The organism is Shewanella sp. 10N.286.51.B7, from assembly GCF_002873615.1.
GTDB classification, from domain to species: Bacteria; Pseudomonadota; Gammaproteobacteria; order Enterobacterales; family Shewanellaceae; genus Shewanella; species Shewanella electrodiphila.
In genome coordinates, this window is the sequence record NZ_MCUF01000087.1 from 136,628 (window position 1) to 162,688 (window position 26,061).

A 26,061-nucleotide genomic window follows, 5' to 3' on the forward strand; every position below is an offset into this window, starting at 1 on the left:
ATTAGCTAATCGAATTTTATCAAGAATTACACTAATTTTTGGAAGGCCCCATTAATAGAATCCCTTACCTGAGATACATTCGTATGCGCATATACCAACGTATGCTTTAGTGAGGTATGGCACAGCGCTTTTGAAACCACACTAATATCGGCTCCTGATTGAATTTGCCAAGTTGCAAAGGTACGTCTTAAATCATGGGGTCTAGGTCGTATATTAGGATTATCATGATAAAGCCCTGCTTCTTTAATTGCTTGTTTCCAAACTAAGTCGCCACCAGTAATGTACCCATACTTTGACTTTGGTCCAGCAGGAAATACAAATCGAGTTTCTGAAGATGCTTTCTGACGATTCAATATAATCTCCATTGCCATATTATGAAGAGGAATTTCGTAATGCTGGCTAGTTTTAGTTCGGGTCGATGGAATTAACCATGTGGCTGAACTTAAGTTTAAATCGCTCCACTCCATCTGCTTCACATTAGATAATCTCGCACCAGTGAAAAGCGCTAGTCGGTAGATATCGGCAACATCTTGATTGGATACACCTTTTAAAGCTGCAAATAATCGTCCAGCCTCTTCATAGGTAAGATATCGATTGCGAATTACACCAGGTAGCTTTTTTATACGGTCAAATGGGTTAAATTGAATGCCTAATTGTTCCTCATAATCAATAGCATAATTAAATGCAGCCTTGAGACCACTTAACGCTTTGTTATGAGCACAATACCCTTTTACCTCTAAGTCTTTAAAAAAAGAACGCGCACATTTTTTACTTAACTCATTAATGTAATGCGAACCAATTAATGGCTTAACATGATTTCGATATGCAACTTCAAGAGCATGGGCTCTTCCAGCAATCGTTTTTCGATAACTCAGTTCATTCTCTTTATAGAGTAGGAATACATCATCAACAGTTACAAACTGCTGTGGCATTGTTTGCACTTCAACTTCAAATGCAGTCAAAGGCTCTTTTAATTCAGACAACATATTATTAGCTAAAATCCGCGCCATACTGACACTCATGCTTCCAGCCTCTCCTAATTTCCTTTTTACATCTTTACCTCTTCGTTTTGCTCTGAAGTAAAAGCTTTTTTTCCCTGTTGGACGAACGAAAAGCTTCAAGTGCGTACAGCGATTATCAACAAAAACTTGTAGGGTGTTTTTAATCGGTAAACGTTCGATTATAATATCGGTAAATAACTTAGTAATTTCTGGCATATTTCACCTTTGTTTCACCTCTGTTTACTAACAAAAAATGAGCAGGTGGAACTGTGTGGACTGGAGTAGCGAAAAACCTGATGCGAACGTGCCCCGAAGCCTGCAAAACCTTAATAAAACAGCAACTTACAGAATGGGAGGGGCCACCAATTTTGATAAGCCGCTTAAAGAAATTTAAGCGGCTTTTTCATGTCAAAAATTTAAATGACTCTCCCCTTACGCCCATTGATAACATAATCGTCAACAATTCATGCTGTTCGAGGCTGGGGAAATCCAACAAATACTTGATAAGTCGTATGAAAAAGTTTGAGCCGCTTTACATGTCAAAATTTAAATGACTCCCCCCTTACGCCCATTGATAACATAATCATCAACAATTCATGCAGTTGAGACTGGGAAAGTCCACCAAATATTTGATAAGTCGTATGAAGAGATTTAAGCGGCTTTTTCATGTCAAAAATTTAGATTACTCTCCCCTTACGCCCATTGATAACATAATCGTCTACAATTCATGCAGTTCGAGGCTGGGAAAGTCCACCAAATACTTGATAAGTCGTATGAAGAGATTTAAGCGGCTTTTTCATGTCAAAAATTTAAATGACTCTCCCTTTACGCCCACTGATAACATAATCATCAACAATTCATGCAGTTCGAGGCTGGGAAAGTCCACCAAATACTTGATAAGTCGTATGAAGAAATTTAAACGGCTTTTTCATGTCAAAAATTTAAATGACTCTCCCCTTACGCCCATTGATAACATAATCGTCAACAATTCATGCAGTTCGAGGCTGGGAAAGTCCACCAAAAACTTGATAAGTCGTATGAAGAAATTTAAGCGGCTTTTTCATGTCTAGAATTCACTCAGGCTCTATATGCAAGCCAATAATCTAAGGCTGTTGAGCGTCGTTATCTCTCGCCGATTTAGCAATTTCCAAATGTGTTTGTGCTGCAGTAAAGGCTCTTACGGCACGAGACTTGAATTCTCGACGATATAAAGTGTATACCACCAGCAAACTTGCCAATATCAATAAGATAGGGTTCCAGAACCAGCATAAAGCGGCCATAGAAAAGTAATATGACCTCAGGCCATAATTATATGAGTGAGCAGCTTGATCGCCTACTGTGGCCATTTGACGGGAATACGCCAATAAGTTTTTATTTTTTCCAGTGAGATCAATTGGCGCAGCGCCAATCATGACATTCAAAAAGCCATATTGACGCATAGACCAAGTAAATTGGAAAAAGGCTAATACAAAAATAGATGCCAACATGGCTAACTTCACTTGCACTAAAGCATGGTTAGGTTCAGCTGAAAATGGAATGGAACTAATGACTTCTTCAAGGCGTTCAACTTGAGCGAATAAAGTTAATACACCCGCTAGCACCAGTAAGGTGGTTGACGCGAAAAACGCAATATTTCGCTCTAAATTGGCAAGTAAAGAAGCTTCACCAACCCGGATTTCCTTCTTCATCACTTCAGCCATCCAATGGATACGATGTTGATGTAAACAGCGCGCGATACAGTTAGTCGTTTTGGCTTTTTTACGAGCAAAAAAAGTGTAGCCCACCCAGCAGGAAAAAAAACAAGCTAATGCAACAAGATCTAAAAAGGAAAAAAGCATAAGGCTCAATGTATTATTGGATTAATGCTCAATTATGCAACACATTAACCTTGGCATAAATAGCTTTTCATCATTTATCAATTTAAACCGCTAAACACACGTATTTCATTTCTAGATACTCATCTAGTCCATGCCTTGAACCCTCTCGGCCAAGTCCTGATGACTTAATCCCTCCAAAAGGCGCAACTTCAGTTGAAATCAAACCCGTATTGACCCCAACCATACCAAACTCTAAGGCTTCAGAGACTTGATACACTAAACTGATATCACGAGCATAGAAATATGCAGCGAGACCAAAGTCAGTGTCATTAGCCATGTTGATCACTTGCTCGACTGATTCGAATTCAAATATAGGCGCTAACGGGCCAAAGGTTTCTTCAGTGGCGACTTTCATTACCTGTGTTGCGCCTTTAATTACGGTAGGCTCAAAATAATAACCGCCTAAGGGATGATTACTCCCTCCCAATAAAAGTTCTCCACCGAGTGCTAGGGCATCTTGAATATGCGACTCAACTTTACTTATGGCATTACGGTTAATTAACGGACCAATATCTGAAGATTTGTCGATACCGTTGCCAACTTTTAATTGCGCTACAGCTGCGACAAATTTTTCAGTAAAGAGATCTATCACACCTGATTGCACATAAATTCTATTTGCACATACACAAGTTTGGCCTGCATTTCTAAACTTTGCTTGCAGTGCTCCTTCGACTGCAGCATCAATATCTGCATCATTAAAGACAATAAACGGCGCATTGCCACCGAGCTCTAAAGACAGCTTTTTAATGGTTGGTGCACATTGAGCCATTAACTTAACCCCAACGCCTGTAGAGCCAGTAAACGAAAGTTTTCTCACGGTTTTACTGCTGCATAGCACTTTACCAATTGCTTTCGCATCACCAGTGACCACATTAAAAATACCTGCGGGAATGCCAGCTCTATCAGCTAACTCTGCCAGTGCTAACGCGCTATAAGGGGTGTCAGGGGCAGGTTTTACAATCATGGAGCAACCAGCCGCAAGTGCTGGCGCAGCTTTACGGGTGATCATCGCTAATGGAAAATTCCATGGTGTTATAGCAGCTGTTACCCCAATAGGCTGTTTCGTCACAACAATGCGTTTATCACCTTGATGGCCAGGAATCGTTTCTCCGTAAACTCGTTTAGCCTCTTCAGCATACCACTGAATAAATGACGCTGCGTAGCCAACCTCTGCTGAAGACTCTGTTAAGGGTTTTCCCTGCTCTAATGTCATGATTAAGGCTAAGTCATTAGTGTTTTCAATAATCAATTGATACCAAACTAATAACACCTGCTGTCTTTCTTTCGCTGTTTTAGCTTGCCATTGAGACAAAGCAACTTGGGCTGATGTAATCGCTAACTGCGTTTCTTTAGCTGCCATTTCAGGTACAGTCCCAATTGATTCATTGGTTGCTGGGTTAGTAATCACAGTAGACTCGCCAGATACTGCATCACACCATTGACCGTTAATGTAGGCTTGTTGACGAAATAGTTTTGAATCGCGAAGTTGCAGCATGATGGCCTCATAACAATTAGCAAAAAATGGCAAAGAGATTGGCGTAAATTAGGTGGTGCTTTGGCATAAAGACGCACACATTGATATTGATGTTAGCGAATTTACCCTCAGATAACGAGAATAACTTACTATAAGTTAATCATTTAAAATAATTGACTTTTTTATTGGTTAATCACAAATGTGAGCTTGGTTATAAAGCTGCAAAAAAAATTGCAATCCTCGGGTAGCAGAGTATCTTAAATAGTAAAGAAGTTGTCATACATAAGGAATTAACCATGCTCGAAACGGGATTAAAAGTATTGTTTGTGCTGGTATTTTTCGTCATTGCCTACAAGCTTATCTTTTCTGGAGCTCGAGGTTTAAAAGTTTTCGAAATGCACTTTAAAGACGGAAAACTCAATAAGCATTCAGGAAAAATTCCTGAGCGTTTCTCACGTGAATGTAAATCTATAGCTAAACATGAAAAGCTCACTTGTACTGTCAGAGCCGAAAAACTTAATGGTGTCAGACTGCACATTTCGGCCAATATCGATGACAAGATTTCACAACGAATTAGGAATGTGTTTCCATTTGAATACTACGATAAGAAGCAACCTGATAATTCAAAGCTCAAAGGTTAATTAAGCTGAACAATCAAACAATAAAATGGCGCTGATATCTCAATATCAGCGCCATTTTTGCATTGTGAAGTTGCACACGATGAACGTTAAACAATCAGAGTTAGATTATAATAGTTAACTCATAATAGTCACAGGAGATGAAACCCGCACACACTGCTAATTAGTTAACCTTTTGAATGACTAAAGTGACTTCAGCCACTGTGATACCGAATTTAATAATGTCGCTTTTATTAATAATGGTATTTTCATCCACTAAAAACATCCAATCATCAAAATGAACTTCATATTCTGAATCATCAACCACTAAGTTCATATCATATGCCCAGCGAAGCGCACTGCCCCTCGCTTCACCTTCAGCTATGCCCAAGATATCGTTAGCAGTGCCTTGATACTTACCATTACCTAAATCGGTTATTTTCCAAATGCGGGTTTGTTTTTCGCCATCATCGTAGATAAACCATTCATTAATCACCCCTTCATCACCTTGCCAACTGGCTTCCATGGTGACGGTAAATTTTCGCGTCACTGTGCCGGAATAATCTTGAACAATGCCTGATGCGGTCAACTGGCCATCGAAGAATGTTTTAAGGTTTAATACGGGGGTCGTTTTATCGTAATCCTCAATCGATGCTGAAGAGCAAGACATCAACACCGATGCTGCGATTACCACTAAAAAGTATGATTTTATTTTGCTTAGAAGACCCATTATTTGTTTGCTCCAATCAATTGCTCACGTAATTCAGGTCTGCTGGTTTGCTCTGATAGCCAAATACCTAAAAACGCTTTTGAAAATCCAGGTTCTTCGATTATCGGTAAGGGTTTGTCATTATAATAAAATTGGCCTAAGTCATCGCTATGCATCATAAAGCTTAACTTATCGCCCTCTTTAACGTCTGGCCACGCTTGCTCTATTTGCTGCTGTAATCTTGGAATATCTTGATTGGCAATGCCAATGTGTTGCCACTGATCCACTGTTGCTTCGATAAGATCTTCAGCTTCAATATCACGATGGTATTGAATCTCAAGCTTTAGCGGTAGCTGACTATTCTGATAGTCACCATCTACCGACATTAACCTCGCGCTATAGATTGAGAACCAGAGTAAGTCCATGTCTGCTTCACCGACCATCTGCAGCTCTGTATGCTTATTATCATACGCCTGCAATAAGTTAACATTGACTTGTTCTTTCTCAATTGAATCACTCTCAAACTGAGCTGATGACACAGATAATGGCGTCAATACAATACAAAGTAATAAGGTGTAGACTTTCATTGTGTTAACTCCTCTCGGGTAATATTTTTCATTGAACGATTAAACAAAAAGATGAAACATTTCATACCAATTTTTCAAAATCGGTACGAGCATGTTTTAAGCCAATCACCTTTGACAGCCACAGAAATAAAGGGAACATCAATGACCAAATCAACATAAGTGCTAAACCAGAAGTCACTGTGCCATAGGGTAGCTCTACGGCATTTAAATTGGCTCCACCGATGTAACTTAAGCTGCCAAAAATGCCCCCTAGAAGGGCTTGTATCGAAATAGGAAAATGATTAAACAAGGCTAAACTGTAATTAAGTGACAGAGCAAAATAACCCCATAGTAAACCCAACCACAATGGAAATACCTGAAACTCAAACAACCCTATACCAACAAGCACGGTATCCAACAAGATCCCCACCGAGGCACATACCATTAATACTTTAAAATCAAAACTCTTTTGCTGACTGGCGACAAAGTGCCAAATAATCAAAATAATTGGGATAATAATAAGTTGGTTAGCTGCGAGTACACCTGCCCACCAAATCACTTGAAATGCCAGTGCATTGATAATATTTGTATGGGCAGAATGTGGCATTATTTATACGCCGCCAGCTAAAGTGGTGCGGTATTGTGGTCGCACTGCAACCAAATGTACCGTACTCGTTGTACGTTCTAAAAAGCCACCTTCGCAATAGCTTAAATAAAACTTCCACATACGGATAAAGTCATCACCGTAACCAAGTTGCTTTATGGTGTCTTGCGCCTTATCAAAACGCTCATGCCAGTGATACAGGGTTTGCGCATAATCTTTGCCCATGTCATCGACAGACCACACCACCATGTCAGTTTGCTTCGCTACGTGTTTATTCATTTCACTAACGGATGGTAAACAGCCCCCAGGGAAAATATAGCGCTGAATAAAGTCAACGCCTTTGCGATAACTGTCATAACGCTGATCGGCAATGGTAATCGCCTGAATTAACATTCTTCCTGATGGCTTTAGCAAGGTTTCTAATTTCTTAAAGAATCCAGGTAAATACTCATGCCCTACAGCCTCAATCATTTCAATAGACACTACGCGGTCATATTCACCTTCAAGCAATCGATAATCACTTTTGAGTAAAGTGACTTTATCTTGCAGACCTTCTTTATTCACTCTGTCGACAGCATAATCATACTGCGCATCTGAAATCGTGGTCGTAGTAACGTTTACATCAAAGTGCTTGGCGGCATAGATTGCCAATGCGCCCCAACCGGTGCCGACTTCAAGCAACGTTTGCCCAGCTTTTAAATCTAAACGTTCGCAAATTGTGTGCAGTTTATGCAGTTGAGCTTCTTCTAAACTCGCGTCTTTGTGAGGATATAATGCACTCGAATAAAGCATTTCTTTATCAAGAAATTGCTCGTACATTGAGTTACCTAGATCATAATGAGCGAGAATGTTTCGTTTAGAACCTGCGGTAGAGTTACGATTAAAGACGTGAGTTAATCGGTTCATCCCGACACTAAACCATGAAAAGTAGCGTTCAATATTATCGAGTAATGCTAAGTTGCGCGCGAATAGCTGCACGACTTTGGTTAAGTCAGGACTAGACCAATGACCTTGGATGTAGGCTTCACCTGCACCGATAGAGCCGCCCCAAATAATTTGCTTATAAAAACTTGGGTGAGTCACTTGGATGGTCGCGTGTAAGTCAGACTCAAAATCCCCGAATGTTAAACTTTGCTCAGCCGTATCGTCCTTGCCTGAATTAACAATGGTCAAATAGCCACCAGAGAGGTGTTTTAACGCACGTAATAAAATTTTCTTTGCAAAGCTGTCTGAAATACTTGCTTGCTCTACGTTCGCATTAATCGCTGTATTGTCCATATATCTCTCCGATTCTTACTTTTAGCATTTCAATTTTTATAATGATGTCTTTCAGTACGTAACAAACTGTCTTTTGGTTTAATTTAAGTTTAATCAGTGTGGGGATGAGCAATAAATGGGATTCTTTTTACAAATAGCTTCATCGCTTGCCAATAAATGCCCCACATGATTTTCAGTGTCATCACAGGAAACCCTATCAACATGTTGCGAATATTACTGGCATTAAATGACTTCCTTCTCAGCTGAAGGCTGGCATCAAATAACTTATTATTGGCATCATCTCGATTTTGAATGGTCACATTAAGTCGCTTGCTTGGTGCAACGACCTGCCATTGATAATGCATGTCCAAATCCATAAATGGCGACACATGAAAAACTTTATCTGTGGTTTCTGTTTGCTCAAGATTCACCAGGTAACAATGGCGTTGATCCCACGGTGTGTTACTGACTTCAGCCAACATATAAATCGGCTGCTTATCTTGATAGCAAAAATAGAAATTAACTGGACTGAAGTAAAAGCCAAAATGACGCACTTGACCGGCAAAAATCACTGACTCACACGATTTAGTTGCCCCCAATTGTTCGATGGTCCACAACACTCGTTGCTTTAGTGCTTTATCTGGTGTGGTATTACTGCTTTGCTTTAAAGAGACACTGTCAGGTATCTCTGTATCACTAAATTGCGATGCAAGGGAGTTTAAGTAGTCATTGGGGTTAAACTTAAGCAAAGACCACTTCGTTGTACCAAACAGTCGACTCACTTTGGCTAAATTATCAACCTCATCTAAATCGATGGCTAATAATGCCATTTCATAGGCAAAACTATGGTTTTTAGGAGTAAAACGCCTGTGACTTACCTCACCTTGATACACGCCACTATTAAAACGGTCTTCAGCTATGCTTGAACTCATAGGCTGATGCCGAAATTATTACAAACATCTAAACCACTGCGTACACCATCTTCATGAAAACCGTTATACCAGTAAGCTCCGGCAAAATGCGTATGGCGCACACCGCAAATTTTTGTTCGCTCTTTTTGTGCATTCATACTGGCTTCGTTAAACACAGGGTGAGCATAGTTAAATTTACGCAAAATTTTACTGCTATCAATTAAATCAGTCTGATTTAAAGTGACACAAAATGTCGGTGCATCTTTAGGTAAGCGTTGCAGAATATTCATATTGTAAGTCACGCTAGCAGGCTTATTAGCAATATCTTCAGCGTCTTTACCTTCTAAACGGTAATTCCAACTTGCCCAAGCAGCTTTTCTTTTCGGCAATAAATTAATATCCGTATGCAATACCACCTCATTATTTTGATAAGCCATTGCTCCGAGAACTTCTTTCTCATCTTCAGTGGCATCGGTTAACATCGCTAAAGCTTGGTCGCTATGACAGGCCAATATGACTTCATCAAAATAATGCACTTCATTATTGATTTTGATATTCACGCCATCTTCTTTACGCTCAATAGATGTAACAGGTGAGTTCAAAAATAATCGTTCTTTAAAGGGGGCTATCAATGCTGGGATATAACTGCGAGAACCACCTTCAAGCACATACCATTGCGGACGGTCGCTGATATTGAGTAAACCGTGGTGTTGGAAAAAGCGAATAAAGAAACGTAATGAGAAAGCACGCATGTCATTGATGCTGGCTGACCAAATCGCAGCCCCCATCGGCAGGATATAATGCTCACTGAAAAAGTCAGAAAAGCCATGTGTATCTAAAAACTCACCTAAGCTGTTTATTTGATAGTCTTCTGCTTCATAAATGGCTTTACATTGATTATTAAATTTAACGATTTCAGCAAGGAAACGATAAAAATCAGGCTTTAATAAATTACGTCGCTGGGCAAACATACTCCACAAAGTGTGGCCATTGTATTCAAGCCCTGTTTGAGTGTTTTGCACGCTAAAGCTCATCTCCGTTGGCAGAGACTTAACCTGTAATCGCGCCATCAATTTTTGAAATCGTGGATAGGTTCTGTCATTGAACACAATAAAACCACTATCGATAGCGTAAGGCTTTCCTGCCACTTCCACATCAATTGTAGCTGTGTGTCCACCAATATAATCATTCGCTTCAAAAACGGTAACCTCATGCAACTCACTTAGTAAATGTGCACAGGTTAACCCTGAAATACCCGATCCAACTACGGCAATTTTTTTCATATTAATCCTTCAGGCTTATTCTTTTTATTTTATTAACTCGCCTAATAATGGTTACCAATAATCGCCATTATGAGGCCTTCTCAAGTTGTCATCTTTTATGCTTTGTCTGCTTTTGGCGACAGCATATTGTTAATCACTGCTGATGGCAGACAACTCATTAACTTAAGTAAATAGGTAAAACGCTTAGGAAAATGAATTTCGCTCTTACCCGTTTGCATGCCATGCATAATTGCAGTGGCGGCTTTATCGGCTGATATTTGCATTGGCATCGCAAAGTCGTTTTTATCCGTCAGTGGCGTTTTTACAAAGCCAGGACAAATGACACTTACGCCAATACCATGTGCTTTTAAATCCAAACGTAAGCTACTTGCAAGGTAGTTCACAGCCGCTTTTGATGCGCCGTAAGCCTCAGCTTTAGGAAAAGGTAAATAGGTCGCACTTGAACTCATCAAGCCGACTCGGCCATTGACTGCGATTAAAGGTAAAAAATGCTCTAAACAATAACCCATTGAAATAACATTGGTTTGAATGACACGCTCGAATAAAGCGCCATCAAACTGAACAGGGTTATTAATGTATTCACAACTACCCGCATTTAAAATGACCATCTTGAGGGTCAGGTTATCTTGCTGTAAATGATGCGTAAGCTGTTCTGCCGCTTTTTCAATTTGGTGTTTATCATTGATATCAAATACCAGCGGCGTGGCGCCTTTGATGGTATTTAGCCTTTGGGCGTTACGACCACAAGCAAACACTTGGTAGCCTTCAGCTACATACTGCATCGCAAGCGCTAAACCAATGCCTGAGCTTGCACCAGTTATCAGCACTGCGTGTTGACTATTTGCTTGCTTCATTGAGGCGCTCATGATGATGCCTTAGCTTTAACCATGCTTATCACTTTGCCCAATACAGGAATTTGCTCATACAACATTTGACCAAGGTCGAAATAGTCTCGATGAGATGTGATTCTGTCTGAAAAGATAAGGTGACTCATGCCATCAACTTGGATTGGATTTCCGCGATTAAGTTTGCAGTGGCTGTAGGTCATCTTCCAAAACACAGAAGCTTGTTCGCTCGTGGCGCAGATCTGTTGAATATCGAAATTAATTGAATCGACATTGGCATATAGATTGGCAAAATAATCTGTGAGCGCGCTCATTCCCGTAACGGTATGCAATGGATCTTGAAATACAATATCGTCACTGTATACCTGCTTTAAGAGGTGCAATGTGTCTTTATTGAGTCTTTGGTACATGTTAACAAAGTCATCAATAATCTGCGGCTGTTCAGGTTCAGTTGTCTCAGTCACCTTACTCACCTGCTTAGCGCTAGCAAGTCCGGCTGCTGAAGTCGCCATCGTCGGCTGAAGTAATTCACTAACGTTATTAGTGCTACTGTGCATTTAACTCTCCTTGAACCATCTCATTAAACATCATGTGCTGCTAATCATGCTGTTGCTAAGCATGATGCGCCAATTATCCTTCAGGCTATTTTTAACAACAAAAACGAGTAGTTATCTATTGATATTAATCTTAGTCGAAAGATTTGTCTTACAGAATTTAAACAATAAAAAAATTAATTTTGTTAATTGTTTATACGTCGGTTTTGTTTAAGCAGATCAAAAAAGGCGCTTAGAATTCTCTAAGCGCCTTTTTATTTACTTTAGCTTTACTTTAGTTTTTACTTTAGCTCTTACTTAACTATTCGCTGAATGGCTTACTTCACTGCTTACTTTACTGCATACTTCGCTAGCCATTATGAACTTCGCTACTAGCTTCAATAGCAAAATGATAGGAGCGAGTAAGTTATTGTATATTTATAAGTAAAGTTACTCGTAACCTCTCACCGCAATTGGGTTCCAGTTTTTCTCAACTTCTTCTTTAATGAACTTCTGTTTCGCTTCACTCAACTTAGCTTCATTAATTCCCACTGCAGCGTGGGCTGACTCTTTAGAGCTAATATCAGGGTATTCCACCTTAGTGACTTTCAAGCTTTCAAGCACTTGTGCTAATACTGCTCTTGCCATTTTAGCTTGCGATGTTGCACGGCTCAGTAACATACGACCTTCATCAGGGTTATGAGCATATAACCCGTGTGATGCCATAGCGAAATCCCAATGCCATTGACCATGACGAATAGCCATAATTGCACTGTTCATTTGTTCCCAGTTAGCACCAGCATCCCAAGCCGCTTTGGCTTCATAATGTGCTTTCACTAATAACCCTTCTACTTCACGGGCCATGGTTTCAATTTCATGCTTATCAGCATCTAATTTTGCCGTAATAGCTTCTTTGCTTTCATGACAACCAATACAGGTTTTATCAAAATGCGGTAGGGCTTTATCTACTTTATGGTTAGTAAACTCTTCGCCTTTGGCATTTTCTTCTACCGGCATATGACAAGTAATACAGGTGACATTGGCTTCAGCATGCTTACTGCGACTCCAATGCTCAAATTCTGGATGACGTGCTTTCAGTATTGGGGTTTTAGAAATCGGGTGGATCCACTCGTAAAAACGACGTGTATCGTAGTATTTCAAAATATTGTCGGTATCACTGCCGAAAATCCACGGCATGTTAACCACATTGCTTTTTTCAGGTTGGAAGTAATACGTCACATGACACTGACCACATACTTGCGCCCCTTGCATTGAGACATCTTGCTTCTCAAACGGAATACCTGTCTTCTGCATGGCGTTTTGCGCATGCGGACGTGGTAAAGCCAGTTCTGCACTACCGTCCACATGACAATCAGTACAGTAAACAACACTGTTTATCTCAGTGCCTAAATCAGTAAAGTTTGAAGCAGAATAACCTTCAAAACCCATTTCTTTAATCAAACGAGGTGCATCAGGGGTTTTACAAGTCCAGCAGCTAGCTGATGTGCCCATTTCACCTTCTTTTGGCGGTACACCAGTACGCAATGTTTGCGTGACATCGGCTACTGCAAATTGGTGACCACGAGGGCTATGGTACTCTTTAGCAAAAGAAGAGCCTGCCCATAAAATAATATTGGCAGGATAACTAGCGAGCATATCTTCGCGTTCAGTTTGCTCTTCAGTTTCAGCCCAAGTCTTAAACTGATCAGGGAATTTAGCTTCATTGACATCAGCTTTAGCGATCGCTGCAGCACACGTTGTCATCCCTACAAGCGACACTAAGACTTGACACAAACTCTTGCTTAACGCTTTACCCGCTAGATGTTTTTTAGCAAACAATGCTAATTGCATATTCACAATTCTTCCTTTAAAAATAATCAATAAATGGCGTAATAACATGAAGCCGTTACTTAGCCTGGACGCCCATCAATACGTGGGCGAGATAAAATTGGACTGTAATGCCAAACAAACAATCCAAAAGCGAGAAACCAAAATCCACCTGCTAACCACAACCAAGTTTGGGTTTGCGCAGGAAATATCAGGGGCATCACTGCACGCAATAACGCAGCAATAGGTAAACATACAAAAGCTAATATCATGTTAGGACCTTGATATATATTTCTGCTTGTATGACCCAGTGACACTCTTGAAATCATTGATAAACACAATGATGCTAAACAGCCGATGGCAAACAAATGTAATAAGCTGCGATAAGCAAATTCATTGTTAATAAACCAACCTAAACCCAACAAGGCAATAGGTAAAGATAAGTAAGATAAATGCAATGACCACAGCATTGGCTCTTTCAATGTTTTGTGGGGTAGCCAGCGACTGATTCTAATCAAGTGTAATACACCAGCACTGAGCAATAGCACTTGTTCAACGGCCATCGGTAAAACCTTAAAAATGGCCTGAACAACAAGGGCAATCATTAACACTAGTAAGCTTTTTTCCAATGCAAAAATGGGCTCTGCTTTGGGTTGCTTTACTCTCATTGCAGTAAAGAATGGAATCACTCTTCCACCGACAATAGTGATCAGTAATGCTAGCCAAAATAACATTCCTTGCCAGATTTGATTAGCTAAAATGAAATTACGCTCTTGTAATGCGTAATAACTCACAAGATTCACTATCAAAGCAACAGTAAGCATGATCGAGAAACCAATATTTTGCCACTGTTTCACTCGATAAACGCAGCGCCACATAGTGAAAGCTGCAATACCTAAAAACAGACTATCGAATATGGCAGGTAAGAATAATGGGATATCAAATGGCAGTAATAATAATAACCTTGCCAATAACCAACTGCTAAAAGTAATCGCTAAAGTGGGACCTTTAAGGCTAGGTTGGTTAGTCCATGTTTGTACCGCTGTCAGTAAAAAACCACACACAATCGCCATGGCAAAACCAAATAACAACTCATGTGGATGCCACCAAAGTGGCAAGACATTCGACCAAAAGTTGCTATTAAATAAACTGTACTGCGGTGTGTACCAGCCCATTAGCCATAGGGGAATATATAACATTGCCAATGCTGCGCCGCCCAAGAAAAAAGGTCTGAATGCTAATCGCCATATTGCAGCGGTTTTCTCAGTTTCTGCCGGATCGTCAATATTTAGCATAATAATCAAACCTTTTTAATAACGCACTAAAGATGCATTTGAAATATATGTTTATTGTATGTCGTTATTTCTTTTACAGCAATGATAAAAATGTATCACCTTACAAACCTAGTAGAATCTGTGATCTGTCGCAAAGAAAGTGAGCTAAATTGCTCAATAAAAAAGCCACGATTAAGTGGCTTATTCAAATAACAAATGGCTTACATGGGATATTCAGTATTAGCTCTTTAGCGCACTTAACACCTCTATAGCCCGTTTTCGCGCTGCGCTATGCTCAACAATTGGTGATGGGTAAGCCTGATTGGTAACCTTATCTTGTGGCGCAACATTTCCAAACAAATCATCCTCATTAAAACGAATCTCAGACTGTTCAATAAACAAAGGCTGATGGATCAGTTTAAGTGACTGCTGCGCTAATTCAGGGACATAATGTTTTATAAAACTGGCATCGGGGTCAAATTTACTGCTTTGGTTCATTGGATTAAACACACGAAAATAAGGCTGAGCATCACATCCCGTTCCAGCGGACCATTGCCAGCCACCATTATTTGCAGCGAGATCACCATCAATGAGTTTTTGCTTAAAATATCGCTCACCCCAGCGCCAATCAATAAGCAAATGTTTAGTGAGGAAACTGGCCACGACCATTCTTAAACGATTATGCATCCAACCCGTTTGATTAAGCTGTCTCATCGCTGCATCAATGATTGGGAAACCTGTACGCCCCTCACACCATGCTGCGAACTGCACATCATCATTTACCCATTGAACATCATCGCCTTTTTCATTAAAGCTTTTGCCTTTTGAAAGCCTCGGAAAAGCGACTAAAAGATGACGATAAAATTCTCGCCAAGCCAGTTCATTTATCCATGTTTTAGCAGGGCTTGTATCATCCACTAGCGCTTCAGGGTAATAGCTCAAAGCTGTCGCTAAGCATTGCTTTGCACTGATAACACCAATTGCTAAATAGGGTGATAATTTACTGGTGTTATCTAATGCCGGAAAATCTCTTTCGAGTTGATAATCCTGAATGTGCTGCTGACAAAAATAATCCAATATTCGTTTGGCTTCTCCCTCTCCTGCTCGCCATAAATTGCTTGAGACTTTTTTAGCAACATGGTCAGTCTCAAACACTATAGGATCTGGCTCAGCTAATGCAGGTCCTATTGGCGCAGGGACAGGTAAAGGAGCAATCATTTTACTCGACGCGATTTGACGCCATTTTTTGGAAAATGGCGTAAAGACCTTATACATCTGTCCCGAAAGGTTTTTCACCTCGCCCGCATTGATAATGCAGTCTTGAGTAACAAAAGTGATTGGCAGACCAATATCGAGTAATTGTTGATCGCGCTTTCGTTCATTAAACTCAGGCTCTTGAGTCGCAAATACTTGATCTATCTGATTATCAGTTAAAAAGTTGGGCAGCCAATCCATCACATCATCAAACCAAGGCAAGGTCACTACCGTGAGTTTTACCCCTAACGCCGCCAGACCTTGTGCAAGGATATTTAGATGACGCTCAATAAAATCGATTTGAATCGGGGCAACATCATGGCTTTGCCATTGTTTAGGGCTAACAATATATAAGGCTTCAACCTGCGGACAAGTCGACTTATCAAAATTGGCCAATTCTGTTTTCGCCAAAGCAAATGCTTCACAAACAGCAAGGTTGTCGCCAAGACGTAAATCTTGTCTAAACCAAATAAGTGATTTCATGTCAGGGCCTTAACTCAGATTAAAACAAGAATGAAGTGAAGAATTAACTGAACAAATACAGGCCAAAAATTATTGGCCTGTATTTTAATGTTTAAGTTTAATAAGCGTATCGTAGTCTTAATGCTTCAGGGTGAGGGTTTAAATAAACCTGACCTTCAATGTATGGTGTTGGATACTCACGCAGATAGTGATTAATCAATGTAATAGGTACTAGTAAAGGTAACAGTCCTTCACGGTATTTCATGATTGATTCAGTTAATTCTTGTTTTTGCTCTTTAGAAAGATGCTTCTTAAAATAGCCCTGAATATGCTGCAAGGTACTGGTGTGGTTTTTACGAGTTGCTTTAATCTTTAACGCCGTCATAAAACCTACAAAATAGCTTTGCGCAGCAGCATCAAGATCATCAATGTTCGCTAAAATCGGCCCTAAATCACGATACCATTGAGGGCTATGAGCCATTAGAAGGTATTTATAACGGGCGTGAAACTGCATTAGTTTATGCTTGGTCCAGCCTTCAGCTTGCAAGGTATGCCACTCATGATACGCATATACTCGAGTGATAAAGTTTTCTTTAATCACTGGATCATGCAAGCGCCCCTCTTCTTCCACAGGTAACTCTGGGTAGGTATCCATCAATTTTTTTGCAAATACACCCACGCCGCTTTTGGTACCGTTATTGGTGCCGTACTTATACTCAATGACTCTTTCCATGCCACAGGTTGGCGATTTAGCGCAAAGAATGTAACCACCAATAAAGTCGAGTTCACCAACACGTTTTTGACTGTACTCTTCAAGTTTATCTGTTACATCAATACTGCCATCAGCACTTTTTAAATAAATTTTATCGCCGTCGAGCTCTTGACGGATAGTTTTACGAGGCGCGCCCATACCTATTGCCATCTCTGGGCAAACACTGATGTAGTCGAAAAATGGAGCGAGGTCGATATTGCAGTAATTTGAGTTTTTATGGCCGCCATCAAACCGCACTTTTTGACCTAATAGGCAGCTGCTGATACCAATTTGTATTTTTTCAGGATTAAAGATTTCTCTATTCACGATACGACTCCTTGTGGCTTAAAGACCATTACGTTGTGTAATGGCGTTTAGATCACTTGCCTGTATTGATATTAGCCTTTAACTCATTAAATTATAATAAAAAGTAAATTTTTATCTTGATAGAGATGAAATCGGAGGTTTACTGTTCCAACCTATAACTCATGTGATGTTTAAAAAACAAGCATCACATGAGTAAAAGTATAAACGACGCTAGAAAGCCTATGAATAGATTAGCTATCGGCCTTTTCTGCGTGGCGTTGTCCAAATATCTCTAAGCCCCAAACGAGTCCAATACCCACCAGCAGACAAATAACGGCTGCGGCAAGCTGTGATGACTCACCTGTTAGTTGCTCAAACTGCATCGGTGATAAGTTTTGCTCGGTAAGCGGTACTTGTTCGCCTTTAGAGTTTTCGCGCCAGGTTAATACTTCTTTCCAGGGCCAAATTTTTCCTAAGGTGCCGAGCATTAACCCTGTTAGAAATAATAATGTCTCATCATGGAATTTACGTAACATGGCAGATAACACATGACTAAAGCTTAATAGCCCAACGACGCATCCCATTGCAAAACATGCCAATAATAGAACATCAAACCCCTTTGCTGCGGCCAATACTGCAGGATATAGCCCTAATAACAACAAAATGAAGCTACCTGAAATACCCGGTAAAATCATCGCGCAAATCGCAATACATCCGGCAAAGAAAAAGTTCAAATATCCGGCATCTAATTCAATGGGATTTAATACAGTAATAAACCAAGCAAAGGCTACACCGAATACAAACAACACGCAGCGCAACAGGTTGATGCTACTCACCTGCCTTAGCATGTGCACCACTGAGAACAGAATTAAACCAAAGAAAAATGACCAAACTGGTACAGGATGGTTGGTCAATAACCATGAAATCAGCTTAGCGAGACTGAATATACTGGTGAGAATACCGCCAAAAACAGCCACTAAAAAAGGGCCATTAATGTGCATGAATGCAGCTTTAATGCCTTGCTGTTTTATCACGCCTAATAATGAAGGGTTAATCTTTTTAATCCCGTCTAATAATGGCTCTAAAATCCCTGTAATAAATGCAATCGTGCCACCCGAGACACCAGGAACCACATCTGCGGCGCCCATCGCCATTCCTTTGAAATAATTTAATAGTTGCTGCAAAGCTAATCCTTAGTAAAACACCTGAAATCTAAATTTATCTAACCCTATTTGCGATAAAGGTCGTGATAAAGCCCCAAATTAAGACTGAGATAAAGACTGAGATTTAGCACTTTGCCATTTAGCCAATAACAAAGTGAAAATACCAAACCGAATTATACCTGCAACGGCGCAAGAGACTAATTAATCTTTTTCAATTTACATAGGTTATGTGCAAGTGGTTACAAGGATGTTAAACTCACTTCAAACTAACTCATCAGACCAGATGTAAAAATAATTCTAATAAGACAAGGATTGATATGAGCAGCTCAAAACCCAACCATGTATTAGCTTTATATAACAAGGTAACTAAGTACCCTTTTGGACATAAGATTTTCTCTATTATGGTATCAAGAATGGCGCCATATTTTGCCACGGTAAAACCACTGGTTACCGATCTTACTGTTAACCGATGCTCAGTATTAATTAAAAAACGTAATGCGGTTCATAATCATATTAAAACCGTTCATGTCATCGCCATTTGTAACGGTTTAGAAATGGCAATGGGAGTGATGGCAGAAGCATCAGTGCCTAAACACCTTCGTTGGATCCCAAAAGGCATGTCTGTCGATTATACCGCCAAAGCGGGTAGTGACATTGTGTGCGTTGCTGAAGTCACCCCAGAACAATGGCAAGTCGGAGATTTACTCGTCCCCGTTAACGCCTACGATACTGATGGAAATGTTGTGGTTAAAGGCACGATTAAATTATGGATTTCTGAAAAGCCGCAAAAGTAATTGATATCATAAGGTTGAAAGCTTAACCCTGTATCTTTTTCGATCACAGGCTGTTACGCTTTCAGCACTTTTATCATTAGAAAACACAACAAAAATAAAGATATGAATAGCAAAAAGGATTCTGCAGCTCATATTGGTACCTCACCCAATTCAGCAAGTACCGCAGCAAATACTGTAATAAGTCGTTCGAACTCATCAAGTGCCAACGCCAGCTCAAACAAACGCCCAAATACCATTAACGAAAGCCACGGCAACCGTAATAGCAATATGGATGCACTTAGAGGCATAGCCATATTGGGCATTTTATTCATGAATATCTTTTTTATGAATGACAGTTTTTATGGTTACGCAGCGCATTTACCACAAATAGCATCAGATAGAATTTTAGAAGTGTTCAGTAACTTCTTTCTAGAAGGACGTTTTTTAAGCCTGTTGTCTATTTTATTTGGCGCAGGATTACTGATTCAGTATCAACGCTTCGAAGCCAATAACTTACCCGCTTATCCGTTCATTAAAAAACGCCTTAAATGGCTCATTGTTTTCGGGCTGATTCACGGCATTTTCATTTGGGGTGGTGATATTCTACTGACTTATGGCATTAGTGCTTTTCTAGCACTTAATTACGTTAACGCAGATATTGAAACCATTAAAAAGCGTGCCAATCAATTTATTTTTGCTGCACTAGTACTTGTGGCTTTATTCTCTCTTGCCATTGAAGAAGAACATTATTTTAGAGGCTCAGAACTGCATCAGCAGCAGCTTTTAGATTGGTCTGCAGCTTATATTAATGTCGTTTTGCTACAATTAATGCAAGTGGGCTTTATGCTAATGCTCATCCCGCTCACTATCATGTGGTATGCAGGCGGGTTAATGATGTGGGGCATGGTCCTGTATAAGCAAGGCGTATTCGAACATGGCTTGGATAGAAAAGCACTGCTTCAATGTATTATTGTGACGATATTATTTTCAACCATTGACTCAATTTTAAGCTTTTCATCCAACCCCGTTTTAGTTGAATTATCGACAAGCATGATGATGGTGAGCGCAATAGCAATGGCGTTAGTTTATGTGCATCTTATAGTCAAAATTTGCCAAAACAGTCAACGGGTTTTAGCGCCATTTCAAGCTGTCGGTAAACTTGCATTTAGCTGCTATATTTTTCAATCTCTTATTGGTGTCAGCATTTTTCGTTACGCTATAAGCCATTATGCAAGTGACTTATACATGAGCTTGAATCGAGTAGACTATTTCCTTATCGCAATCATCATAACCCTGTTACAGTTAGTGTTAGCGCCAGTCTATCTACGATTTTTTAATCAAGGCCCGTTAGAAGCCCTGTGGCGCAAACTTGTTATGGCAAAGTCCAACACGTGAACGGCAAACCAGGAAGGCCTATGAGTCAATATCTCAAAGCATTATTTGCGGGTATAGCGCTGTTATTATTAAGTAGCTGTGTTAGCTGGGTAGCGCCCAATGTTGAGTCAGATCTGCTTGAGCTGCAACCAGGTGAATATCAACTGGATGAAAACCATGCCGCGCTAATTTTTAAAATTCAGCATTTGGGCTTATCAACTTATGTTGGCCGCTTTAATCAGTTTGACGCTGAACTTAATTTTGATCCTAACGATATGGCAGCTGCGACGCTCAGCGCCGTAGTTGATATAAGCTCGATTGACATCAATAACCCTGACTTAAGCGACACCTTGCAAGAAGATACTTGGTTTCACAGTGCCCAATTCCCTCAAGCTGCATTTGTAAGTCATACAGTTACCCCCATTAATGACACCAGCTTTAATTTCAGTGGTGATTTAACCTTACGCGGTGTGACGAAACCCGTGACCTTCACGGCGACTTTTCATGGCGGCGCAGATAACTGGATGACAGGAAAGTACACTGTCGGTTTTAGTGCTGTAGGCCAAATAAAACGCTCTGATTTTGGCATGAGTAGTTATATACCGATTGTTGGCGATGAGATTGAATTAGAAATTTATGCTGAATTTTTAAAATAAAAAAGCGAGTCTATGATGAAAATTTTCGGCCTGATAAGTTTAGCAACCATGTTAGTCATCGGCTTTATGATATCGATGAACCTTGGCTATTACTTGTTGGCAGTCAATCTGATCAGTGGCTTTATCACATGGCGAGATAAACGCGCGGCAAGTAAACAGAAGTGGCGCATTCAAGAGCAAACACTGCATGGTTTTGCACTTATAGGTGGCTGGCCCGCCGGTATTATTGCGCAAGAGGTGTTCAGACATAAAACCCAGAAAACGCCGTTTAAGTGGATTTATCGCTTAATGATATTAGTTAACTTTTCTTTTGCTTCTTTAATGGCTTATATCACTTTTTTTGCTCAATAATGTCACATCTTGCTGCTAAACCAGCGAGCCGATAAAGCCTAGGTACAACAAATGACGCTTTCGCTTTACCCCGCTTATTTCTATCAGTACCATGCATATCAGGTTCTCAATCAGAATTTTTATCGACTGACTTGCGCATAACTTCCTTGTTACTTACCTATTAAATAACAGGCTTATTAACGTGAAAGTTACTCGAGGTTGAAACGATACCGTTTCAGCTAAAAAACTTACTAAAAAATACATCGGGATTAATACTATGAAAGTCGTTTTGGCTGTATGCGTCATCGCAGGACTCATCTTTTACTTTTTCACTCAATCAAATAATAAAAAAGCTGCTCAAGAAAATATAACTAAAGGCAATGCTTTCTTACTTGAGAACCAGGCAAAAGAAGGCGTAGTAACAACACTTTCTGGCCTACAGTATTTAGTTATGCACAAAGGCGATGGCACAGAACACCCAAAAGCGACTGATACGGTTACAGTGCATTATCACGGCACATTAATTGATGGGACGATTTTCGATAGCTCGGTTGACCGTGGTGAAAGTATTGATTTTCCACTTAACCGTGTAATTCCAGGCTGGACAGAAGGTGTTCAGTTGATGAATGTTGGTGATAAATTTAAGTTCTTTGTTCCGAGCACATTAGCTTACGGCAACCGCGCTGCAGGTAAAATTGAAGGTGGTTCGGTACTGATTTTTGAAGTTGAGTTATTAGCGATTAACTAAGACGAAGCTAAGAATAAGACAGTTAACTCATCTGAATCATAAAAATGCCCTATTGGTTTAATCACCAATAGGGCATTTTTTATTCTGCATTAGCGTTGGTTGTACTTATTTAACAACGAGTTCTTGCTCTAGTTCTTACTCTGGTTCTCACTCTGGCTCTCAGTCTGGTTTTAGCGCTTAAACTTACTTAGCTAAATTAAACGGGTCGTCAATAGACTTAGCCGGTGTAGTAAACCAAACAGGGCCAGCATCCGTCATATAAAAATGGTCTTCATGACGTACACCAAACTCTCCTAGTACACACAGCATTGGTTCATTACTAAAACACATACCCGCTTCTAGTGGCGTTTGATCATTTAACACTAAATATGGCCATTCATGAATATCTAAACCAACCCCATGACCTGTCCGGTGTGGCAATCCTGGCACATCATACCCTGGACCAAAACCAGCATCGACAATCACCGCTCTGGCAGCTCTATCAACATTGGCACAAGTTTCACCAATTTGGGCTGCTGCGAATGCCGCAAGCTGGGCTTGCTGTTCAAGATCCCACAAACTACGTTGTCGCTCATTGGCTTCACCGAACACATAAGTACGGGTAATGTCAGAGTTATAACCACCAAGCTGACAACCCGTATCAATCAATACCGTATCATTTTGCTCAAGAGTTTTAGGTGATTTAACCCCATGTGGATACGCTGTATCTTCACCAAATAACACGATGCAGAAATAAGAACCCGCTGCAGCGCCAACACGTTTATGCGCTTCATGGATAAAAGCTTCAACCTCAGCTGTGGTTATCCCTTCATGTAAAATACTTGCAGTGGCCACATGCACAGCAAGTGTCATATCTTTTACGCGTTGCAGTAAGCCAAGTTCAGCTGCTGACTTAATCATTCTGCAGCCAGCTGTAATACTTTTTGCATTGATATAGTTCAGCTTATCGTTGGCAAGGCGCATTCCATCGAAAATGAAGAATGCTGTTGATTCATCAATACCCACTTTACCGCTATGAATCCCCATATTGTCGAGCGTTTGTGCAAATAAGGCATAAGGGCTTTCATCCTCTTGCCAAGTATTCACGTTGCCTTTAATCGCCATATAGCCTTCAAGGGTATCTAGCTCAAAGGCAGGCGCAATATATTCAACATTACCTACAGCAGGAATAATCGCACCCACCACTCGCTCACTGGCGTACCATTTGGTACCAGTAAAGTAGTATAGGTTTGTGCCGGCATTGATATAAATAGCTTCAATGCCTTGTTGCTGCATTAAGCTTTGCGCTTTAGCAATACGTTGTTCGAATTCAGCTAATTCTATATGGGCTACATCAGTAGTCATATCAGATAAGCTAGCGAATGCTTGTTCTTGTGTTTGGGTGCCGACACCAATAGTCATAAATGACTCCATAAAAAGTTAACTGATGATGAGATATTTGCCATAGTGTAAACTGCTAATCTAAAATGTATACAATATAAAGTTACAAATTATGTTTAACCGCTTATCAATGATGCAACTATTACGCTGGTAACTTCTTTACTTGCAAATAACCTAACGCAATTGCGATAATCGCCATTCCTCAATAAGACTGAGTCAATCAGCAACCTCCAATGGAGCTATCATGTCAGAGAAAATCAATCAGCGGCTTGACGCTATTCGTCAGGAACTTACCAAACACAATCTAGATGCATTCATTATTCCTAGAGCTGATGAATACCTTGGGGAATATGTCCCTGAGCGCAACGAGCGCCTATTATGGGCGACTGATTTTACAGGCTCTGCTGGTATGGCCATTGTATTAAAAGACAGCGCCGCTATTTTCATTGATGGTCGTTACACCGTTCAAGTGAAGCAGCAAGTAAGTGCTGAGTTATTTAGTTATGAAAGCTTGTACGACACACCTCAAGTTGAATGGTTGATTGAACAACTAGGCGCAGGAGCGCGCGTAGGCATTGATAGCCGTTTACACACGTTAGCTTGGTACCAACAAGCTGAGCAAAAACTGGTTAAAGAGAATTTAAGTCTAGTGAGCGTTGATGAAAACCCGATTGATGTTCATTGGCAAGATCGCCCTGCACTGTCAAGCGAGCTCATTAGCTTGTTCAGCCACGAAGGCGCTGGCCGAAACAGCATTGAAAAACGTCAGCAAATTGGTGAACGGGTCGCAAAACAAGGCGCTGACATGGCGCTAATTTCAGCATTAGATTCATTTTGCTGGTTATTGAATATTCGTGGCAGCGATGTTCCAAGACTGCCTGTGACTTTAGGTTGTGCATTACTTTCTACCAATGGCGATATGACCTTATTTGCAGATAGCAATAAACTGCCAGCAGGTTTTAGCGAGCATGTAGGTAGTGGCGTTGAGTTTAAAGATGAATCTTTACTGGCTGATGCATTATCACAATTGAATGGTGTGAAGTTACTGGCTGACCCTAATACGGCAAACGCTTGGAGCCAACTCAGCGCTAAAAATGCTGGTGCAGTACTCATCGCAGGTTCTGATCCTGTGGCACTCCCAAAAGCACAAAAAAATGCTGCCGAGCTTAATGGCATGCGTGAAAGTCACCTGAGAGACGGCGTTGCAGTCAGTCGCTTCCTTGCTTGGCTTGACCGAGAAGTCGCAGCTAATATCATGCATGATGAAGCTGAGCTTGCAGACAAGCTTGAATCATTCCGCTTAACTGATCCGCTATACCGTGAACCGAGTTTTGATACTATTTCTGCTACTGGCGGTAACGGCGCAATGTGCCACTACAACCACCTTGACGGCACACCAAGTCAGATGACCATGAACAGCATTTATTTAGTTGATTCAGGCGCGCAATATATCGATGGCACAACCGATGTTACTCGTACTATCGCTATTGGCGATGTCACCGCTGAACAGCAAAAAATGTTCACTTTAGTATTAAAAGGACATATCGCCCTCGATCAAGCCAAATTCCCGAAAGGCACATCAGGTCAACAACTCGATGGCTTCGCACGTCAGTACTTATGGCAGCATGGCTGTGATTACGACCACGGTACAGGTCATGGTGTTGGTCACTTCCTAAGTGTTCACGAAGGCCCGCAACGTATTGGTAAAAATGTGAATAATGTGGCATTGGTTCCAGGTATGGTGCTGTCAAATGAGCCAGGTTATTACCGCGCAGATGAGTTTGGTATCCGTATTGAAAATCTAGTGGCTATCGTGCCATCGAAACTTGCAAATCCTGAAAGAGAAATGATGGAGTTTGATGCATTAACCCTTATTCCAATGGATAAGAGACTGGTTGATAAATCATTACTGAGCGAAGCGGAAGTAAACTGGTTTAATCAATACCATGAATTAGTCTTCGCTAAAATTTCACCTATGATGCAAGGTGATGACTTAGCGTGGTTAACTGAAGTAACTCAAGCAATTTAATTTACTGCTTCCAATTAGCGTTTAAGAAAGCGTTTATAAAAGCACTTATAAAAAGCA

The 26,061-nt window shown here is 40.4% G+C and carries 24 protein-coding genes; 7 read left to right on the forward strand and 17 right to left on the reverse strand.

What is annotated here, in order from left to right; translation table 11 throughout:
- Positions 1 to 26: 26 nt before the first annotated feature.
- The 3 genes from BCU84_RS19770 to BCU84_RS19780 all read right to left on the reverse strand — a co-directional run bounded on the left by BCU84_RS19770 (position 27) and on the right by BCU84_RS19780 (position 4,370).
- Positions 27 to 1,217, reverse strand: a complete 1,191-nt coding sequence (locus BCU84_RS19770; RefSeq protein ID WP_102529748.1) for a tyrosine-type recombinase/integrase — start codon at positions 1,215 to 1,217, stop codon at positions 27 to 29.
- 887 nt (positions 1,218 to 2,104) lie between these two features.
- On the reverse strand, positions 2,105 to 2,839 hold the full coding sequence (locus BCU84_RS19775) for a DUF599 domain-containing protein (RefSeq protein ID WP_102529749.1): 735 nt from the start codon (positions 2,837 to 2,839) through the stop codon (positions 2,105 to 2,107).
- Positions 2,840 to 2,921: 82 nt separating this feature from the next.
- Positions 2,922 to 4,370 carry an NAD-dependent succinate-semialdehyde dehydrogenase gene (locus BCU84_RS19780; protein ID WP_102529794.1) on the reverse strand — a complete coding sequence of 483 codons (1,449 nt, stop codon included), beginning with the start codon at positions 4,368 to 4,370 and terminating at the stop codon, positions 2,922 to 2,924.
- Between the two features lie 278 nt (positions 4,371 to 4,648).
- Between BCU84_RS19780 and BCU84_RS19785 the strand changes: the two genes are divergently transcribed.
- Positions 4,649 to 4,993: a DUF3634 family protein gene (locus BCU84_RS19785; RefSeq protein WP_102529750.1), complete on the forward strand. Its 345-nt coding sequence runs from the start codon at positions 4,649 to 4,651 to the stop codon at positions 4,991 to 4,993.
- 160 nt (positions 4,994 to 5,153) lie between these two features.
- Here BCU84_RS19785 and BCU84_RS19790 read toward each other — a convergent pair whose 3' ends face one another.
- The 13 genes from BCU84_RS19790 to BCU84_RS19850 all read right to left on the reverse strand — a co-directional run bounded on the left by BCU84_RS19790 (position 5,154) and on the right by BCU84_RS19850 (position 18,735).
- On the reverse strand, positions 5,154 to 5,699 hold the full coding sequence (locus BCU84_RS19790) for a DUF3833 domain-containing protein (protein ID WP_102529751.1): 546 nt from the start codon (positions 5,697 to 5,699) through the stop codon (positions 5,154 to 5,156).
- Entirely contained in the window at positions 5,699 to 6,265 is a 567-nt protein-coding gene (locus BCU84_RS19795) for a chalcone isomerase family protein (protein ID WP_102529752.1), read from the reverse strand. The genes BCU84_RS19790 and BCU84_RS19795 overlap by 1 nt, the downstream gene beginning before the upstream one ends.
- 61 nt (positions 6,266 to 6,326) lie before the next feature.
- Positions 6,327 to 6,851, reverse strand: a complete 525-nt coding sequence (locus BCU84_RS19800) for a DUF2878 domain-containing protein (RefSeq protein WP_102529753.1) — start codon at positions 6,849 to 6,851, stop codon at positions 6,327 to 6,329.
- A gap of 3 nt (positions 6,852 to 6,854) precedes the next feature.
- Positions 6,855 to 8,126: a cyclopropane-fatty-acyl-phospholipid synthase family protein gene (locus BCU84_RS19805; protein WP_102529754.1), complete on the reverse strand. Its 1,272-nt coding sequence runs from the start codon at positions 8,124 to 8,126 to the stop codon at positions 6,855 to 6,857.
- 89 nt (positions 8,127 to 8,215) lie between these two features.
- A complete protein-coding gene (locus tag BCU84_RS19810) occupies positions 8,216 to 9,037 on the reverse strand; it encodes a DUF1365 domain-containing protein (RefSeq protein WP_102529755.1) in 822 nt (273 codons plus the stop codon).
- A complete protein-coding gene (locus BCU84_RS19815) occupies positions 9,034 to 10,299 on the reverse strand; it encodes an FAD-dependent oxidoreductase (RefSeq protein ID WP_102529756.1) in 1,266 nt (421 codons plus the stop codon). Before BCU84_RS19815 ends, BCU84_RS19810 begins: the two co-directional genes overlap by 4 nt.
- Positions 10,300 to 10,394: 95 nt before the next feature.
- Positions 10,395 to 11,165: an SDR family NAD(P)-dependent oxidoreductase gene (locus BCU84_RS19820; RefSeq protein WP_241906496.1), complete on the reverse strand. Its 771-nt coding sequence runs from the start codon at positions 11,163 to 11,165 to the stop codon at positions 10,395 to 10,397.
- A complete protein-coding gene (locus BCU84_RS19825) occupies positions 11,162 to 11,701 on the reverse strand; it encodes a nuclear transport factor 2 family protein (RefSeq protein WP_241906497.1) in 540 nt (179 codons plus the stop codon). Before BCU84_RS19825 ends, BCU84_RS19820 begins: the two co-directional genes overlap by 4 nt.
- A 426-nt stretch (positions 11,702 to 12,127) precedes the next feature.
- Positions 12,128 to 13,441 carry an ammonia-forming cytochrome c nitrite reductase subunit c552 gene (locus tag BCU84_RS19830; RefSeq protein ID WP_241906499.1) on the reverse strand — a complete coding sequence of 438 codons (1,314 nt, stop codon included), beginning with the start codon at positions 13,439 to 13,441 and terminating at the stop codon, positions 12,128 to 12,130.
- A gap of 146 nt (positions 13,442 to 13,587) precedes the next feature.
- A complete protein-coding gene (locus BCU84_RS19835) occupies positions 13,588 to 14,799 on the reverse strand; it encodes an NnrS family protein (protein ID WP_102529757.1) in 1,212 nt (403 codons plus the stop codon).
- Between the two features lie 219 nt (positions 14,800 to 15,018).
- Positions 15,019 to 16,515 carry an FAD-binding domain-containing protein gene (locus BCU84_RS19840; protein ID WP_102529758.1) on the reverse strand — a complete coding sequence of 499 codons (1,497 nt, stop codon included), beginning with the start codon at positions 16,513 to 16,515 and terminating at the stop codon, positions 15,019 to 15,021.
- 97 nt (positions 16,516 to 16,612) lie between these two features.
- Positions 16,613 to 17,575 carry a DUF523 and DUF1722 domain-containing protein gene (locus BCU84_RS19845; RefSeq protein WP_102529759.1) on the reverse strand — a complete coding sequence of 321 codons (963 nt, stop codon included), beginning with the start codon at positions 17,573 to 17,575 and terminating at the stop codon, positions 16,613 to 16,615.
- A gap of 227 nt (positions 17,576 to 17,802) precedes the next feature.
- A complete protein-coding gene (locus BCU84_RS19850; RefSeq protein WP_102529760.1) occupies positions 17,803 to 18,735 on the reverse strand; it encodes a DUF368 domain-containing protein in 933 nt (310 codons plus the stop codon).
- 296 nt (positions 18,736 to 19,031) lie between these two features.
- Between BCU84_RS19850 and BCU84_RS19855 the strand changes: the two genes are divergently transcribed.
- The 5 genes from BCU84_RS19855 (at position 19,032) to BCU84_RS19875 (ending at position 22,595) form a co-directional block, all read left to right on the forward strand.
- Positions 19,032 to 19,508: a hotdog fold domain-containing protein gene (locus tag BCU84_RS19855; RefSeq protein WP_102529761.1), complete on the forward strand. Its 477-nt coding sequence runs from the start codon at positions 19,032 to 19,034 to the stop codon at positions 19,506 to 19,508.
- A gap of 102 nt (positions 19,509 to 19,610) precedes the next feature.
- Positions 19,611 to 20,882 carry a DUF418 domain-containing protein gene (locus BCU84_RS19860; protein WP_241906498.1) on the forward strand — a complete coding sequence of 424 codons (1,272 nt, stop codon included), beginning with the start codon at positions 19,611 to 19,613 and terminating at the stop codon, positions 20,880 to 20,882.
- A gap of 20 nt (positions 20,883 to 20,902) precedes the next feature.
- A complete protein-coding gene (locus BCU84_RS19865) occupies positions 20,903 to 21,517 on the forward strand; it encodes a YceI family protein (RefSeq protein ID WP_102529762.1) in 615 nt (204 codons plus the stop codon).
- A 12-nt stretch (positions 21,518 to 21,529) separates the two neighbouring features.
- Positions 21,530 to 21,868, forward strand: a complete 339-nt coding sequence (locus BCU84_RS19870) for a DUF1294 domain-containing protein (protein WP_102529763.1) — start codon at positions 21,530 to 21,532, stop codon at positions 21,866 to 21,868.
- A 256-nt stretch (positions 21,869 to 22,124) separates the two neighbouring features.
- Positions 22,125 to 22,595: an FKBP-type peptidyl-prolyl cis-trans isomerase gene (locus tag BCU84_RS19875; protein WP_102529764.1), complete on the forward strand. Its 471-nt coding sequence runs from the start codon at positions 22,125 to 22,127 to the stop codon at positions 22,593 to 22,595.
- Between the two features lie 183 nt (positions 22,596 to 22,778).
- On the opposite strand, the gene BCU84_RS19880 is transcribed toward BCU84_RS19875, so the two are convergent.
- Positions 22,779 to 23,996 carry a Xaa-Pro peptidase family protein gene (locus tag BCU84_RS19880; RefSeq protein ID WP_102529765.1) on the reverse strand — a complete coding sequence of 406 codons (1,218 nt, stop codon included), beginning with the start codon at positions 23,994 to 23,996 and terminating at the stop codon, positions 22,779 to 22,781.
- A gap of 223 nt (positions 23,997 to 24,219) precedes the next feature.
- Here BCU84_RS19880 and BCU84_RS19885 point away from each other — a divergent pair, with 223 nt between their 5' ends.
- Positions 24,220 to 26,004, forward strand: coding sequence for an aminopeptidase P family protein (locus BCU84_RS19885; protein ID WP_102529766.1), 1,785 nt, complete (start codon positions 24,220 to 24,222; stop codon positions 26,002 to 26,004).
- The last annotated feature ends 57 nt before the right edge of the window (positions 26,005 to 26,061 follow it).

Excerpts from the sequence above, each read along its gene's own strand:
- BCU84_RS19825 (WP_241906497.1), bottom strand. The coding sequence starts at position 11,701 with ATGCACAGTAGCACTAATAACGTTAGTGAATTACTTCAGCCGACGATG.
- BCU84_RS19770 (WP_102529748.1), bottom strand. The coding sequence starts at position 1,217 with ATGCCAGAAATTACTAAGTTATTTACCGATATTATAATCGAACGTTTA.
- BCU84_RS19875 (WP_102529764.1), top strand. The coding sequence starts at position 22,125 with ATGAAAGTCGTTTTGGCTGTATGCGTCATCGCAGGACTCATCTTTTAC.
- BCU84_RS19870 (WP_102529763.1), top strand. The coding sequence starts at position 21,530 with ATGATGAAAATTTTCGGCCTGATAAGTTTAGCAACCATGTTAGTCATC.
- BCU84_RS19835 (WP_102529757.1), bottom strand. The coding sequence starts at position 14,799 with ATGCTAAATATTGACGATCCGGCAGAAACTGAGAAAACCGCTGCAATA.
- BCU84_RS19785 (WP_102529750.1), top strand. The coding sequence starts at position 4,649 with ATGCTCGAAACGGGATTAAAAGTATTGTTTGTGCTGGTATTTTTCGTC.
- BCU84_RS19880 (WP_102529765.1), bottom strand. The coding sequence starts at position 23,996 with ATGACTATTGGTGTCGGCACCCAAACACAAGAACAAGCATTCGCTAGC.
- BCU84_RS19800 (WP_102529753.1), bottom strand. The coding sequence starts at position 6,851 with ATGCCACATTCTGCCCATACAAATATTATCAATGCACTGGCATTTCAA.
- BCU84_RS19830 (WP_241906499.1), bottom strand. The coding sequence starts at position 13,441 with ATGACAACGTGTGCTGCAGCGATCGCTAAAGCTGATGTCAATGAAGCT.
- BCU84_RS19855 (WP_102529761.1), top strand. The coding sequence starts at position 19,032 with ATGAGCAGCTCAAAACCCAACCATGTATTAGCTTTATATAACAAGGTA.
- BCU84_RS19805 (WP_102529754.1), bottom strand. The coding sequence starts at position 8,126 with ATGGACAATACAGCGATTAATGCGAACGTAGAGCAAGCAAGTATTTCA.
- BCU84_RS19860 (WP_241906498.1), top strand. The coding sequence starts at position 19,611 with ATGAATAGCAAAAAGGATTCTGCAGCTCATATTGGTACCTCACCCAAT.
- BCU84_RS19795 (WP_102529752.1), bottom strand. The coding sequence starts at position 6,265 with ATGAAAGTCTACACCTTATTACTTTGTATTGTATTGACGCCATTATCT.
- BCU84_RS19775 (WP_102529749.1), bottom strand. The coding sequence starts at position 2,839 with ATGCTTTTTTCCTTTTTAGATCTTGTTGCATTAGCTTGTTTTTTTTCC.
- BCU84_RS19815 (WP_102529756.1), bottom strand. The coding sequence starts at position 10,299 with ATGAAAAAAATTGCCGTAGTTGGATCGGGTATTTCAGGGTTAACCTGT.
- BCU84_RS19790 (WP_102529751.1), bottom strand. The coding sequence starts at position 5,699 with ATGGGTCTTCTAAGCAAAATAAAATCATACTTTTTAGTGGTAATCGCA.
- BCU84_RS19885 (WP_102529766.1), top strand. The coding sequence starts at position 24,220 with ATGTCAGAGAAAATCAATCAGCGGCTTGACGCTATTCGTCAGGAACTT.
- BCU84_RS19810 (WP_102529755.1), bottom strand. The coding sequence starts at position 9,037 with ATGAGTTCAAGCATAGCTGAAGACCGTTTTAATAGTGGCGTGTATCAA.
- BCU84_RS19840 (WP_102529758.1), bottom strand. The coding sequence starts at position 16,515 with ATGAAATCACTTATTTGGTTTAGACAAGATTTACGTCTTGGCGACAAC.
- BCU84_RS19820 (WP_241906496.1), bottom strand. The coding sequence starts at position 11,165 with ATGAGCGCCTCAATGAAGCAAGCAAATAGTCAACACGCAGTGCTGATA.
- BCU84_RS19865 (WP_102529762.1), top strand. The coding sequence starts at position 20,903 with ATGAGTCAATATCTCAAAGCATTATTTGCGGGTATAGCGCTGTTATTA.